The sequence below is a fragment of the Gammaproteobacteria bacterium genome (genome assembly GCA_033720895.1).
Lineage (GTDB): Bacteria > Pseudomonadota > Gammaproteobacteria > Natronospirales > JAJUFS01 > JAWWBS01.
This window is the reverse complement of the sequence record JAWWBS010000016.1, coordinates 18,792-33,267: the sequence shown is the minus strand read 5'-3', so window position 1 is coordinate 33,267 and position 14,476 is coordinate 18,792. Positions and strand designations below refer to the sequence as shown.

Below are 14,476 nucleotides of genomic sequence, written 5' to 3'. Positions count from 1 at the left end.
GCAAATGCCAGCCAACGGAGGCAACAGCGGTATGAAAATGGTTTCGGCGATCATCAAGCCTTTCAAGCTCGACGATGTGCGCGAGGCGCTGTCGGACATCGGCGTGCAGGGCATCACTGTCACCGAGGTCAAGGGCTTCGGACGGCAGAAGGGTCACACCGAGATCTACCGTGGCGCCGAGTACGTGGTCGATTTCCTGCCCAAGGTGAAGATGGAAGTCGCGGTGCCGGACGAGCTGGTGGAACAGGTGCTCGACGCCATCATCAACGCCGCCCGCACCGGCAAGATCGGTGACGGCAAGATATTCGTGACGCCGATCGAACAGGCCATTCGCATCCGCACCGGCGAGTCCGACACTGCGGCGCTGTAGTGCGCCAGGGCGCAGAATCGGTACCGGAAATTGTGGAATTTCGCGGCAGCCGGTCGAACGGCTGTGATGGCGAGACGATTGGCGGTTTTTTCGGCTCGGATTTGAGCGTATAAAAGATGAGTGGCAACGGCCTGCCCCCTGCCCCGCAGGGCGCTCGCCGACAGAGGCTTTCGGGAGACGCGATATGCAAGCAACCAGCATTTCATCTGGCAACACCGTGTTCGGCATCATGCTGCTTGGCATGTGCATGGCCCTGTTCGCTGCGGCGCCGAGCGAGGCGGCCGAGGTCTACAAGTGCAAGGACGAGAACGGCAAGGTGAAGTACCAGTCGCAGGCCTGCGATGACGCCACCTCCCAGGAAAAGCTCAAACTGCGTCGTGGTCCGTCGACGGCGAGTGACGATGGCGATGCAGGCGATGCGGCCGACGGCAATTCCGACACGCCGTTGCTGGACAAGATGATTGCCAGCACCACGGACGAGCGCATGAAGCGCAACCTGGAGATTCGCAAGGAACAATGCGCCATTGCTCGCCAGAACCTGCAGGCCTACGAGAATGCGGACATTCTCAAGGCGCGCAACGAAGACGGTTCCGAGCGAGTGCTGAGTGCCGAGGAAATGGGTGCGGAAAAACAGAAGGCACGCAGCTTCCTCGAAAACAACTGCAAGTAACAGGCAAGCCGCGCCATGTACCGCATTTTCATGCCCGTTGCGCTGGTGGTGATGGCCAGCTGGTCACAGCCGCTGCTTGCCGGTGATCCGGTGTACAAGTGCAAGGACGAGAACGGCAAGGTCAGCTACCAGGCCCGGGCCTGCGACGGCACCGAGCAGGTCGAGAAGCTTCCCATTCGGACCAGCCGCACCGATTCCGACGAAGTCGAGGCTCGCGCCAGGGCACGCAGGGAACTGCTCGACAGCTATGCCGAACAGCGCGAGGCACGTGCTGCCGAGCGTGCCGAAGCCCAGGCCGAGCGCGAAAAGAAAAAGCAGGCCTGCGAGGCCGCCCGTGCGGAACTGCAGAAAGCCAACCAGGCCAAGCGCATGTCTCGCGGTGAAGGCGACAACAAGACCTACCTGAGCAATGAAGAAATCAGTGCGCTGAAAGCCGAACGGCAGACAAAAGTGCGCGAAGCCTGCGGACGCTGAAACACGGGCGCGGACATCATGACCCGGGTTCGCGCAAAATGAGCCAGTCACTTTCCCCAGCCGACCTTGCTTTGCGCAAGAACGGTTCGCTGTTTCGATACCTGCCCCGCATCCTGTGGTATCCGTTGCGCGGCAGTGCACTGTGGTTCACCTTCGGCAACACCAGCCTGATTGTCGTGTTTGGCACCAACATCCTTGGGCTGCTGGTGCTGGTTGTAGCCATCTCGGCGCTGTTGCAATTCCTGCTGCTGGTAGTAAGGGAGACAGCTTCCGGCAGGGGTGACCCGCCGCGCATGTCATCGATGGAGTCGGTCGGCTTCAGCAAGGGAACCGCCCTGCTTGTCGGCATCGCCTTGTTTGCCGTAACACTCAACCTGTCTGCAGATGCTCCCGACATGGTCGTCGTGTTTGCCAACCTGCTCCTGCTGGCAGCAGCGCCCATCATCCTGTTGCAGCTGGCTGTTACCGATCGCTTCTCGCTGGCGTTCTCGCCCGACCGAATTTTCACGGCGCTGGCCAATGCTGGCCTGCCCTACCTGGTGTTCCTGGCAATGATGATCGGCTCGGGCTGGTTTGCGACCGAGTTGCTGAGCGGGCGCGCCGATTCCTTTGTTGCGACAACGGGACAGCTGGTTACAGCGACCGGCTTTGGCACACTGATGGTGGTCTGCTTTTTCGTCTGGTTGCTGATTGCGCTTTGCCATTACCTGGGCTTCATTGCCCTGCACCGCTACGAGCGCATGGGACTGGACAGCAAGCTGTTCAACACGCGGGAAGTCGAGGAAGTGGAGCCGGATGTGCTGGCCGAGGTCGATCGTTTCCTGGCCAACAACAACATCGAGGCTGCGCATTTTGCGCTCGGCCACCTGGCAGCCGAGCTGCCGGCGGCAATAGCCATCGAGGTGCTGGACGAGCTCGAGAAACGACGTGCCTGGGATGCGCTGCGACATTACACGGAAGTGCTGCTGTCGCGCTTGCTGAGGGATGAGCGCGAGGATGCCGGTGTCGACGTGCTGCTCAGGATGCTGCGGCACTTCCAGACCTTGAAGACCCGCTCGGCCGACGAGTGGCTGCGCTTGACGCGCGCTGCCTGGCGGCTGCGTCCGGACAACGGTTTCGAAATGCTGGCAGCACTCGCGCCACAGCGTTTCCCGAACGATCCGATTCTTCTCGATGTGGCATTGCTGAAGGCAAACCACCTGGTCGATCGCAAGAAGGATCCGCAAGCAGCATTGAAAGTACTGGAACCTTTCCTCGCGGAAACAGGCCACCCGCGCCACGCCCGCCTGCTCGCACTGAGAGACGCCCTCAGCTGAGAATCACTGCAAGTCGCTTTATTCGACGTCCCGCTTGAAGAACGCCGGCATGTGCAATGCCGCTTCGTGGACCTCGGCGGTGTAGTACTCCGTCTTGAATGGCAGGATTGCGGCAGCGGCCTTGCGGAATCCGCCAATGGCCTGACCCTTGCGCGCCATGGTGGCCGACCACCAGCCCGATGGATAGCAGGGCTGCGGGAAACCCAGCGTGCGCGTATCCGCAAAGCCGGCTTCGATCATCGCGCGGCGCATTTCGCGCAACAGCTTCCCGTGCAGCAAGGGCGATTCGCTCTGCTGCACCAGGATGCCGCCCGGTCGCAGCATCTTCAGGCAGTCGCGATAGAACTTCTTGCCGAACAATCCTTCCGCCGGGCCGACCGGATCGGTGGAATCGACAATGACCACGTCAACGCTCTCCGGGGCCGCCTCGCGCACCCACTTCAGGCCGTCGATCCAGAGCAATTCAGCGCGCGGGTCATCGTTCGATTCGCAGAGCTCGGGAAAGAATTTCTTGGCGGCGCGCGTGACGACTTCGTCGATATCGATCTGCCAGACCTTCTCCACATCCGGATGACGCAGGACCTCTCGCAGCGTGCCGCAATCGCCACCGCCGATGATGACGACCTGCCTGGGATCCGGGTGCGTGAACAGCACCGGGTGCGACATCATTTCGTGGTAGAGGAAATTGTCACGCGTGGTCAGCATCACGTAGCCGTCGATCACCATGAGATTGCCCCAGCTTTCGGTCTCGTAGACTTCGACTTTCTGGAAGGGTGATTGCTCCTCGAAGACCTTGCCGCGAATGCGCAGCGAAAAGGCGCAATCTGCCTCGTCGGCAATCTCGGTGAACCAGCGGTCGGCAAGAAGTCGGTTATCGGCAGCCATGGCGTCCTCTAGATTGGGCGTTGCAAGGGTGAAACGGCGAGTATAACGCCGGCTTCGCCAGAGCGCGCCATGTCTCCTATAATCGCGGCTGCAATCGAATCTCCCAACGAGGATGCCAGCATGTCGGCAGACACTATCCAGGCCAACCGCGAACGCTACGCCATCGAGCGCTGGGGCGGCGGTTATTTCGATATCAGCCCCAGTGGCACGCTGGAGGTCTGCCCGACCGGCAACCCGGCAGATGGCAAGGTCGACCTGCACGAACTGGCCAACCGGGCACACGAGCATGGCCTGTCGCTGCCGGTGCTGTTCCGTTTCGGCGACATCCTCGGGCATCGGGTCAAAAGCCTCTGCGCGGCCTTCGACGCCGCCAGGGAGGCCAATGCCTATGCCGGCGAGTACACCGCGGTCTATCCCATCAAGGTCAACCAGCAGCGCGTCGTGGTCAGTGACATCCTGGAATCCGGCGGCGAGCGGGTCGGCATGGAAGCGGGCTCCAAGCCCGAGCTGATGGCAGTACTGGCGCTGGCGCCAGCCGGCGCGACGATTGTCTGCAACGGCTACAAGGATCGCGAGTACCTCGAGCTTGCCTTGATCGGCCAGCAGCTCGGCCACCGCGTGTTCATCGTGATTGAAAAGCTTTCCGAGCTGGATCACGTCATTGCGCTAGCGAAACAACTGGGTATCAGGCCGCGGCTGGGCACGCGCGTTCGCCTGAACCATGCCTCGGCCGGCAAGTGGCAGGACACCGGCGGTGAAAAGTCGAAGTTCGGGTTGCTGGCATCTCAGCTTCTGACAGCAGCCGAAAAACTCAAGGCGGCCGACATGCTCGACTGCCTGGAACTGCTGCATTTCCACCTCGGTTCCCAGATCGGCAACATTCGGGACATTGCCAAGGGCATGCGCGAGGCCGGCCGCGCCTATGCCGAAATGCATGCGCTCGGCGTGCCGATCAAGGTCATGGACGTTGGCGGCGGCCTCGGTATCGACTACGAAGGTTCACGCTCGCGCTCGGCCTACTCGACCAACTACTCCATGCAGCAATACGCCAGCACCATCGTGCGCACGCTGTGGGAGATCTGCCAGGAATACGAACTGCCGGAACCGGACATCATCACCGAGTCCGGCCGGGCCATGACGGCGCATCATGCCGTGCTGGTGACCAACGTCATCGACCATGAATCGATTGCCGATGTGCAGCCGGACGCACCCTCGGCGGAAGATCCGATGATCCTGCACGACCTGTGGGAGGGTTACCGCAACGAAGAAGGACGCGCCCTGCTGGAGATCTACCACGATGCTGCCTACTGGCTGGGCGAAGCACAGGCGATGTTCGTGCACGGCGTGATGACGCTGGAACAGCGCGCTCGCGCGGAAAGCACCTACCATGCGATCTGTCGCAAGCTGGCCGGCTCGCTGAAGCCGACCACTCGGCAGCAGCGCGAACTGCGCGATGAACTGAACGAGAAGCTGGCCGACAAGTATTTCTGCAACATGTCGGTATTCCAGTCGCTGCCGGATGTCTGGGCCATCGACCAGATCTTCCCGATCATGCCGGTGCACCGCCTGGACCAGGCACCCGACCGACGTGCCACCCTGCATGACCTGACCTGCGACTCCGATGGGCGCATCTCCTATTACGTCGACGGCGAAGGCGTCGAGAAGTCGCTGCCCATCCACGAGCACAAGGATGGCGAGGAATACCTGGTCGCGTTTTTCCTGGTGGGCGCCTACCAGGAGATCCTCGGCGACATGCACAACCTCTTCGGCGACACCGATTCGGTGAACATCGAGCGAAACGACAAGGGCGAGTTCGAGTTCTTCCAGCCGGAGAAAGGCGATCGTGCCGACGAAGTGCTGGCCTACGTTCACTTCGAGCCGGACGCCCTGCTGGAGGCCTACCGGAACAAGATCGATGCCGCTGCATTCGATGCCGACACCAAGGCACGATATCTTGCGGCCATGCAGGACGGACTTGCCGGTTATACCTACCTGGAGAAATGAGCATGCAGATTCCAGCGAGCACGCATGTGCGACTGTGGCGCTACGAGGTACCGAGCGAGCAACGCCCGGCTTTTTGCAGGCATTACGCCTCCGACGGAACGTGGGCCCGCCTGTTTGCGGAGCATGAAGGATATGTCGGCACCCTGCTCTGGCAGGATGAAGAGGATGCGGGCGTCTTCTATACCGCCGACCACTGGACATCGGCCAGTGCGTTCGACGCCTTCCGGCAGATGGCGAAAGCACGATACGAAGCGCTCGATGCCGAGTACGAAGCGCTGACAACAGCCGAATCCTTCATTGGCGCGGGCAGCACGCCATGAGTTTCCATCTCTCGCTGCCTGTCCGTTCACTGGAAGAAACGAGAACATTCTTCGTAACCGGGCTCGGCGCGACGCTCGAGCACGAAGACCCGGCGGGCTACATCAATATCGACTTCCACGGCGCCAAGCTGACATTCCATGAAAGACCGGACATGGCCGAGCCCGAAGCAACGATGCATTTCGGCTTGAACCTTGCTGTTGATGACTTCATGGCGCTGGCTGCGCGGGTCGAGTCCGCCATGCCGGAAGCCATCCAGGTGCCGGCCAGGGTCGTGGATGCCGGTACGGATCGCGAGCGGCACAAGCTGTTCGTGAAGAGTCCGGAAGGCTACCTGATCGAATTGAAAGGCATGCAAGGAGCGTGATCATGAAAACCGGATTCATCGGCCTGGGCGCCATGGGCGAATCGATGGCATTGAATCTCGACAAGGCCGGCCTGCTGCATGGCGTGTGGAATCGCTCGCCGCAACGCCTGCAGGATTTCCCCGGCAGCGAAGCAGCAAGACGCTTCGACACACCGGAAACCCTGGCCCGCGAATGCGAAGTTGTCGTGCTCTGCGTTTCAGCCGATGCCGATGTGCTGGAACTCGTAGAGCGCATGGCTGCGGAGCTGCCGAAAGATGCGGTTGTGATCGATTGCTCCACGGTCAGCGCGGGGACCGCCCGCCAGGCAGCCGAGATCCTCGCCGGGCATGGCGCCGGCTTCCTGGATTGCCCGGTGTCCGGCGGTACCGAGGGCGCCAAGAACGCCACCCTGGCGATCATGTGCGGCGGCTCGCCCGCCGACTTCGATCGCGTCAAGCCGGTGCTGGATGCCATGGGCAAGCGCTGCGTCCTCATGGGCGAGGTCGGTGCCGGCCAGGCCACCAAGGCAGTCAATCAGATCATGGTGGCGGGCGTTAACCAGGCAGTCGCCGAGGGACTGGCGTTTGCCGCTGCGCACGAGCTCGACCTGGACAAGGTGATCGACGTGGTTGGCGGGGGTGCTGCTGGCAGCTGGATGCTGACGAATCGCGGTCCGAACATGGCGCGTGGCACCTACCCGCTCGGCTTCAAGGTCAGCCTGCATGACAAGGACCTGGCGATCTGCCAGCAGATGGCAGCGTCCTTCGATGCCCAGCTGCCGATCATCGAAATGACCCGCATCCACTACGAGCGGCTGATGGCTGCCGGGCATGGCGACGAGGACGTTTCATCCCTGTACCGGCTGAAGCAACCCCTGTTCCGGTCCGACAGCTGACTCCTTCCCGGCCGAAGCGGCCAGGCGACTTGCGCCGCTAGGCCAGCCGGACAAGACTAGGCGCATGAGCTACAGCGACCGGAACCCTGACGGCCAGCTTTCCCCGACCACGGGGGACGATGCCCGCATTGCTTCTCCTGCCATGCGCTTCCTGCCGGACTTCTGCTCGGCACGGGTGGTGGTGGAAATCCTGCTGATTGCCGAACTGGTGGCAATCGTCCTGACCATGGCGCGTGGCCTGGCACCTGGCGCGGATGTCATGGCCGATTTCATCAGCCTGTCGCTGTTCATGCTCTGGCAGGCGCTCGCCAGTGCAGCCGTGCTGTGCCTGCTGCGTCGCAAGTTGCTGAACGCATCATCGCGGCTGGCCTACCTGAGCTGTTACGCCGGCCTGCTGCTGGTGACCTTGTTGCTGAGCCTCGCCACGGTCCTCCTGGACCGCTACCTGTCGCTTGCCCTGGCCAGCGAACAGGCGCTCGCCTTCGTGGGCCGCAACATAGCAATCAGCGCCATCGTCTCTGCCGTGGCAATGCGATATTTCTACATCCAGTACGAATGGCAACAACAGGTGCAAGGCAGTGCCAGTGCCCGCATTGCAGCGTTGCAGGCAAGAATCCGGCCGCATTTCCTGTTCAACAGTCTCAATACCGTTGCTGCGTTGATCCCGTCCGAACCGGACAAGGCAGAACACACGGTTCTCGACCTGGCCGACCTGTTCCGCGCCAGCCTTGCACAACCGGGCGCGCTGGGCAGTTTCAAGGAAGAGTGCGAGCTGGCGGAGCAATACCTGCGACTCGAGAAGGAGCGCATCGGTGAACGCCTGCAGGTCGACTGGGACGTGGACGCCCTGCCTGACGACTGGCCGCTGCCACGACTGACGCTGCAGCCGCTGCTGGAAAACGCGATCTACCATGGCATCGAGAAGTCTCCCGATGGCGGCCGCATTCACATCAAGGCAGCCGTACAGGGTGATTACGCGGTATTGCGCATCTGCAACCCGCTACCCATTGGCAGCACCGGCATCAGCAAGGGCCTCAACATCGCGCTGGAAAATACCCGCGAGCGACTTCGGCTGGCACTGGGCCGGCAGGCATCGCTTACCGCAGCGCCCGATGGCGAGCTGTTTGCCACGGTCCTGACCCTGCCGCGGGCCCCGCAGCCGGCGGGCAGTGGCGTGAAAGACTGAAGGAGTGAAGGCATGAAACGCATCCTGGTTGTCGACGACGAATTGCCGGCACGCACTCGCCTCAAGGGCCTGTTGAAGGATATTCCCGATGTCGAGATCGTGGGCGAGGCCGGCAACGGGACCGAGACACTCAAGCAGGTCGAGGCACTCAATCCCGACATCATCCTGCTGGATATCCGGATGCCGGGCATGGACGGCCTTGAATGTGCACGGCACCTGGCCGACCTGGAGGTGCCGCCGGCGGTCATATTCACCACCGCCTACGACCAGTTTGCGATCCAGGCTTTCGAAGCACATGCCATCGACTACCTGATGAAGCCGGTGCGCGCAGATCGCCTGCGCAACGCCATCGAGCGCGCAGCACGACCGAATGCAGCACAGAAATCGGCGCTCGCCGAGCCGCAGCGCGCCGCGGGCGCGCGCCAGCATATCTGTGCCCGGGTGCGTGACAGCCTGCAACTGGTGGCTGTTGAGTCCGTCTACTATTTCCGGGCCGAGCAGAAATACGTCACCGTTCGCCACCGTGACGGCGAGGTGTTGATCGAGGATTCGCTGAAGTCCCTGGAAGAGGAGTTCAGCGAGAACTTCCTGCGCATTCATCGCAACGCACTGGTCGCACACTGGGCCATCGAGGCACTGGAGAAGGACGGGGACGGGCATTTTCACGTGCGCGTACGCGATACCGGTGACCAGCTCGAAGTGAGTCGGCGCCTGGTACCGGAAGTGCGGCGCTCGATCCGGCAGGGTTGAGTCGCGGCCAGCAAAACCGCGGCATAGCGCGTAGAATACGCCTGCCGGCTGGACCGGCATGGACTTGTGAGACTGGCAGGAGCGCATCACGTGGCACCGCAACGCATACGCATCGCAACCCGCAAATCACCACTGGCCATGTGGCAGGCAGAACATGTCGCTGCCCGGCTGGGTGCGGCCATGCCTGATTGCCAGGTCGAACTGCTGCCGCTAAGTACGCGCGGCGACGAGATTCTGGATTCGCCGCTGTCGCGAATCGGTGGCAAGGGCCTCTTCATCAAGGAACTGGAAGTCGCGATGCTGGAAGGGCGCGCCGACATCGCCGTGCACTCGATGAAGGACGTACCCGCGGAAATGCCGGAAGGTTTCCAGCTGGCCGCCATCCTGGAGCGGGCCGATCCCTGTGACGCCTTTGTCTCCAACCACTACCGTGAATTCGACGAGCTGCCACAAGGGGCCGTGGTCGGCTCGTCCAGCCTCAGGCGGCAATGCCAGCTGCGCGCCCAACGCCCGGATATTGATGTGAAAACGCTGCGTGGCAACGTGCAGACCCGGCTGCGGAAGCTGGATGATGGCGAATACGATGCCATCATCCTGGCTGCAGCCGGCCTCAAGCGCCTGGAAATGCACGAGCGAATCGCCAGTCGCCTGTTGCCGGAAGTCAGCCTGCCTGCCATTGGCCAGGGCACGCTGGGGATCGAATGCCGCAGCGATGCCACGGACATCTTCGACGCCATGCAATGCCTGGTGCATGCGGATTCCGACAAGGTGACCCGCGCCGAACGCGCGCTCAACGCCCGCCTGAAGGGTGGCTGCGATGTGCCCGTCGCCGGCTATGCCGTGCTGCAGGGTGACGAGTTGCACCTGCGCGGGCTGGTCGGCATGCCGGACGGGCGCGATGTCATCAGCGGCGAGGCTCGCGGGCCGGCCAGTGATCCGGAAGCGCTGGGTCATGCCGTCGCCGAGGACATGCTGGCTCGCGGAGCCGGCGAGGTACTTGCCCGCCTGCGCGAGGCCACATGAGGGCGCTGGCAGGCGCCGGCATTGTTGTCACGCGACCGGCCGGCCGTGGCCAGTCGCTGTGCAAGGCCATTGCCGCTGAAGGCGGCACGGCACTTTCGCTGCCGGTGCTGGCCATCGAAAGCACGTCAATGCCACTGGACGACTTTCCGCTCGATGCCGACTGGTATGTCTTCACCAGCACGGCTGCCGTGGAGCACGCCCCGTCATTGAACCTGCCCGCCCGGGCACGCTTTGCTGCCATTGGCCGGACAACCGCCGATGCCCTGGGCGAGGCCCTGGGTCGCGATTGCCTGATCATCGTCCCTGAAATCGGGGAAGAGACCTCCGAGGGCCTGCTGGCCAGCCCGGACTTCGACCCGGCGGCGGAGCAGAAGGTCTGCATCGTCAAGGGCGAAGGTGGACGGACAGCGCTGGCTGATGCCGTGTTCGAGCGTGGCGCCAAGGCGGTGTCGGCGGCCGTGTATCGTCGCCGACCGGCCACACCCGATGCTCGTCCCATGCTGGCCGCACTGGCCGCGGGCCGCCTGCATGCCGTGGTCGTGACCAGCGGCGAAAGCCTGGATGCGCTCCTCGCCTTGCTCGGCAAGGAAGCGGACCGGCTGCTGGCAGAGGTCCAGCTGGTCGCACCCTCGGCGCGTGTGATTAAATTGGCCGAGCAGGCCGGTGCAGCAAAAGCGCCCATCCTTGCCGATGGCACGGCCGATCGGGCCATCATGACCGCCCTGACCCGCTGGTGGTCCGGCCAGAAGAAACAACAATGACCATCGACCCCGCGCCCAGACAGGACATGTTCAGATGAGTGACAAGCCACAGCAAGAAGCGACCGGCAACACCACCCCGGCCAAGGCGGACAACGACAAGCCAGCCGAGGCCAGGAACGGGCGTGCTTCCCAGCCGGCGCGTTCCGGCGGCGGCCTCGCATGGTTCCTGTTGCTGGTGGTGCTGGCAGGCGGCGCGGCTGGCGGCTGGTTTGGCTGGCAGTGGCTGGAAGCGGAACGCGGCGCGCTGCAGGGACAGTTCAACGCCCAGCAGGACCGGCTGGAAAACCTCGCCGCCGACCTCCGCGCACTGGAAGAAACCCGTGCCAGTGTTGCCGAGCTGGAGGCACTGGCGACGGCCGACAAGGCGCGCAGCGACGCGCTGGAAGATCGCCTGCAGGGACTGGAAAGCAGCATGGATGCCTTGCGTGATGCTGCCGAAGGTGGCCGCCGCGCCCTGGTGCAGGCCGAGGTCGAATACCTGCTGCGCATTGCAGCCGACGAGCTTTACCTGACCGGCGACGTCAATGCCACGGTGTATGCACTGCAGGCCGCCGACGACCGGTTGCGAGACCTGGCCGATCCGCGTTACCTGCCGGTACGCGAGCGCATAGCAACTCACCTTGCGGCACTGGCCGAGGTGTCCCTGCCGGATGTTTCGGGCATGGCCGTGAAGCTGTCGAGCATGCAAAAGCGGGTGGCCGACCTGCCGCTGGCGCAAAGCGCCCATGCCAGCGACCTTGAAGACGCCGCCACGGCCGACACCGAGGCTGGCTGGCTGGCTCGCCTGGATGCGCTCTGGGAGCGCCTTTCCCGGAAACTGATCAACGTGCAACCCGCCGAGCCGCCGCGCCCCTTGTTGTCTCCCGAGGACAGCTTCTTCCTGGCTCGCAACCTGGAATTGCAGCTGGCGGCGGCGCGCGCTGCGCTGCTGCGCTCGGATGCGCGCAGCTATCGCGACAGCCTGGAAATGGCGCGACGCTGGCTGGCGGATTACTTCGATTCGGAAGACGGCGCGGTGAAGATCATGCTGGCTGACATGAACGGCCTGCTGGATATCAACCTCCAGCCCGAGCTTCCCGATGTGACCCCGGCACTTGAGGAATTCCGACGCATCAACGGCAACGGGGTGCGCGACTGATGTTGAAGTGGATACTTGGCATTGTCCTGGCGCTGGCCGGCGCCATCGCACTCGGCCTCATGCTGGCAAGCGACCAGGGCCTGGTGCGCATATTCCACGGCGGCGACGTTGTCGAGATGACGCTGGCCACCTTCCTGGCTGCAGCCATCCTGTTGCTCGCCCTGCTGTGGCTGGTGAAAGCCGTCATCATGGCCGTGTTGACCGCACCGGAACGCCTGCGCGCGGCTGCCCGGCGGCGGCGACTGGCTCGTGGCCGTGAGGCACAGATGAACGGCTTGATCCAGATTGCCGAAGGCCACTGGGACCGCGGAGAACGCCAGTTGATCAAGCATGCCAACGATGCCGAAACACCGTTGATCAACTACCTCGCTGCCGCACGGGCCGCGCAGTTGCTTGGTGCCGATGAACGGCGCGACATCTACCTGAAAGCGGCCTACGAGTCGACGCCGGAAGCGACCAAGGCCGTGTTGCTGACGCAGGCGGACCTGCAGATGTCGCATCGCCAGTACGAGCACGCCCTGGCAACGCTGAAGCGCATCCAGGAGATCGAGCCCGGGCATGCCTTTGCGCTGCGCTTGCTGGCGAAAGCCTACGTCGAGCTCGGTGACTGGCACGGCGTCGAGAACCTGCTGCCGCGGCTGCGCAAGGCACGCGGCATCAACCCGAAGGTCATCGAGGACCTCGAGCAACAGAGCCTGGGGGCCGCCGTCCGCAACGCGGGAGGTCGCGGCATAAGTGCACTCGATGGCCTCTGGAAGACCACGCCCCGCCGATTGCGACGGGATGCCGTCATCGTGGCAGCGTTTGCCCGGGCGTACATGGATGCAAATGGTCATGACCAGGCCGAGTCGATGCTGCGCGATGCCCTGAAGTCCAACTGGGATGCGGACCTGGTGCTGTTGTACGGCGACGTGCGCAGCTCGCAGATTGAAAAGCAGATTGGTCGTGTCGAAAGCTGGCTGAAAAGCCGTGGCGATTCGGCCGAGTTGCTGGCGGCCGCCAGTTCGCTTTGTGCAGCAGCCAGTCTCTGGGGCAAGGCCCGCGGGTACCTCGAAACCAGTCTCCGTCTCAAGGAAACTCCCCGGAGCTACCAGCGACTCGGGCGCCTGCTGCAGGAACTCGGCCAGCCCGAAGCCGCCATGCAGGCCTACCGCAAGGGACTGGAAATGTGCCCCGTGGGCAGCAAGGGCCCGACCGGGCGCTGACCATCACTCGCCGCGGTCAGCCGCGGCCAGCTCGTCCAGCTTGGCCTGCACCTCCGCAGCAAAATCGAATGAATCGAAGAACAGCCGCTCATAAGGCAGGCCGGCCTTGAGGAATGCCTTCTTGCCCGCCTCCACCATCGGGGGCGGACCTGCCATGTAGACATCATAGGCTGCGAGGTCCGGGTAATCTTCGACCACGACCTCGTGCACGAAACCTTCCGCGCCTTCCCATGCATCATCCTCCTGCGGATCGGAGAGGACGATGGTGTAGCGAAAATCGGGCAAGGTCGATGACCACTGCTCCAGCAACTCCCGGGCATAGATATCACGCTCGGCACGCACACCCCAGTACAGCCGTATGGGGCGCGTGATGCCGTGGTAGTGCGCGGACTCGACCATCGCCTTCAAGGGAGCAAGACCGGTTCCTCCGCCGACCATGATGACGGGCCGATCGGAATTCTCGCGCAGGTAGAACGTGCCGAGCGGCCCCTGCAGGCGCAACAAGGCTTTCTCACGCATGTCGTCGAACACCTCGGTGGTGAACTGCCCGCCCGGGACATGACGGATGTGCAATTCCAGCAATTCGTCGTCATGCGGCGGATTGGCAAGGGAAAAGCTTCGACGGGTGCCGTCTTTGAGAAGGATGTCGATGTACTGGCCAGCACGAAACGCCAGTCGCTCGACAGCGGGAAGCTTCAACCAGACACCCATGACGTCATGGCAGAGCTTTTCGAGTCGGACCACGCGGGTGGGCAGGGTCTTGATGACAATGTCGCCGGCGCCGGCAAGCTCCTGCGCATCGAGCACCAGGTCCGTGGATGGATGTGCCCGGCAGGTCAGCACGGCGCCATTGGCGATATCTTCATCGGTCAATGCCAGTGGCGGGACATCGGGATAATCGACTTCGCCGTCGACCAGTCGACATTCACACGTGCCACAACTCCCCGAGCGGCAGCCATACGGCAACGCCACACCCTGTCGCAGGGCTGCGTCCAGGATGGATTCGTCTTCGCGTACGACCAGCAGCTTGCCGCTGGGCTGCAAGGTAACGTTGGCTGTCATTCGGTGGCTCGCGGTAGAGTGGGTGCCTGCCATTTTCGCAAATTTGAACGGTCATGTCCGAAGGGGCGTGAC

The 14,476-nt window shown here is 63.0% G+C and carries 16 protein-coding genes; 14 read left to right on the top strand and 2 right to left on the bottom strand.

The window, feature by feature from the left end:
• The first annotated feature begins 31 nt into the window (after window positions 1–31).
• The 4 genes from glnK (at window position 32) to R3217_04295 (ending at window position 2,830) form a co-directional block, all read left to right on the top strand.
• Window positions 32–370 (top strand): P-II family nitrogen regulator, encoded by a 339-nt coding sequence (glnK, locus tag R3217_04310; protein ID MDX1454661.1) that lies wholly within the window; start codon window positions 32–34, stop codon window positions 368–370.
• A gap of 184 nt (window positions 371–554) precedes the next feature.
• The gene (locus R3217_04305) at window positions 555–1,040 is read left to right on the top strand and encodes a DUF4124 domain-containing protein (protein MDX1454660.1); all 486 of its coding nucleotides are present in this window, start codon (window positions 555–557) and stop codon (window positions 1,038–1,040) included.
• Window positions 1,041–1,055: 15 nt separating this feature from the next.
• Window positions 1,056–1,514: a DUF4124 domain-containing protein gene (locus R3217_04300; GenBank protein MDX1454659.1), complete on the top strand. Its 459-nt coding sequence runs from the start codon at window positions 1,056–1,058 to the stop codon at window positions 1,512–1,514.
• Between the two features lie 38 nt (window positions 1,515–1,552).
• Window positions 1,553–2,830, top strand: a complete 1,278-nt coding sequence (locus R3217_04295) for a hypothetical protein (protein ID MDX1454658.1) — start codon at window positions 1,553–1,555, stop codon at window positions 2,828–2,830.
• A gap of 18 nt (window positions 2,831–2,848) precedes the next feature.
• Here R3217_04295 and speE read toward each other — a convergent pair whose 3' ends face one another.
• Window positions 2,849–3,715 (bottom strand): polyamine aminopropyltransferase, encoded by an 867-nt coding sequence (gene speE / locus R3217_04290; GenBank protein MDX1454657.1) that lies wholly within the window; start codon window positions 3,713–3,715, stop codon window positions 2,849–2,851.
• 120 nt (window positions 3,716–3,835) lie between these two features.
• Here speE and speA point away from each other — a divergent pair, with 120 nt between their 5' ends.
• From speA to R3217_04240, 10 genes are all read left to right on the top strand, one after another.
• A complete protein-coding gene (gene speA, locus R3217_04285; protein MDX1454656.1) occupies window positions 3,836–5,719 on the top strand; it encodes a biosynthetic arginine decarboxylase in 1,884 nt (627 codons plus the stop codon).
• Between the two features lie 2 nt (window positions 5,720–5,721).
• The gene (locus R3217_04280) at window positions 5,722–6,039 is read left to right on the top strand and encodes an antibiotic biosynthesis monooxygenase (GenBank protein ID MDX1454655.1); all 318 of its coding nucleotides are present in this window, start codon (window positions 5,722–5,724) and stop codon (window positions 6,037–6,039) included.
• Complete coding sequence (locus R3217_04275) at window positions 6,036–6,404, top strand: VOC family protein (protein ID MDX1454654.1); 369 nt, start codon at window positions 6,036–6,038, stop codon at window positions 6,402–6,404. The genes R3217_04280 and R3217_04275 overlap by 4 nt, the downstream gene beginning before the upstream one ends.
• A 2-nt stretch (window positions 6,405–6,406) precedes the next feature.
• On the top strand, window positions 6,407–7,279 hold the full coding sequence (locus R3217_04270; GenBank protein ID MDX1454653.1) for an NAD(P)-dependent oxidoreductase: 873 nt from the start codon (window positions 6,407–6,409) through the stop codon (window positions 7,277–7,279).
• Window positions 7,280–7,343: 64 nt separating this feature from the next.
• Window positions 7,344–8,465, top strand: coding sequence for a sensor histidine kinase (locus R3217_04265; protein ID MDX1454652.1), 1,122 nt, complete (start codon window positions 7,344–7,346; stop codon window positions 8,463–8,465).
• Window positions 8,466–8,477: 12 nt separating this feature from the next.
• The gene (locus R3217_04260) at window positions 8,478–9,215 is read left to right on the top strand and encodes a LytTR family DNA-binding domain-containing protein (protein ID MDX1454651.1); all 738 of its coding nucleotides are present in this window, start codon (window positions 8,478–8,480) and stop codon (window positions 9,213–9,215) included.
• 90 nt (window positions 9,216–9,305) lie between these two features.
• Window positions 9,306–10,238, top strand: a complete 933-nt coding sequence (hemC, locus tag R3217_04255; protein ID MDX1454650.1) for a hydroxymethylbilane synthase — start codon at window positions 9,306–9,308, stop codon at window positions 10,236–10,238.
• A complete protein-coding gene (locus tag R3217_04250; GenBank protein ID MDX1454649.1) occupies window positions 10,235–10,999 on the top strand; it encodes a uroporphyrinogen-III synthase in 765 nt (254 codons plus the stop codon). Before hemC ends, R3217_04250 begins: the two co-directional genes overlap by 4 nt.
• A 34-nt stretch (window positions 11,000–11,033) precedes the next feature.
• Complete coding sequence (locus tag R3217_04245) at window positions 11,034–12,137, top strand: uroporphyrinogen-III C-methyltransferase (protein ID MDX1454648.1); 1,104 nt, start codon at window positions 11,034–11,036, stop codon at window positions 12,135–12,137.
• Entirely contained in the window at window positions 12,137–13,342 is a 1,206-nt protein-coding gene (locus R3217_04240; GenBank protein ID MDX1454647.1) for a heme biosynthesis HemY N-terminal domain-containing protein, read from the top strand. Before R3217_04245 ends, R3217_04240 begins: the two co-directional genes overlap by 1 nt.
• A gap of 3 nt (window positions 13,343–13,345) precedes the next feature.
• On the opposite strand, the gene R3217_04235 is transcribed toward R3217_04240, so the two are convergent.
• On the bottom strand, window positions 13,346–14,404 hold the full coding sequence (locus R3217_04235; GenBank protein ID MDX1454646.1) for a CDP-6-deoxy-delta-3,4-glucoseen reductase: 1,059 nt from the start codon (window positions 14,402–14,404) through the stop codon (window positions 13,346–13,348).
• Window positions 14,405–14,476: the final 72 nt, after the last annotated feature.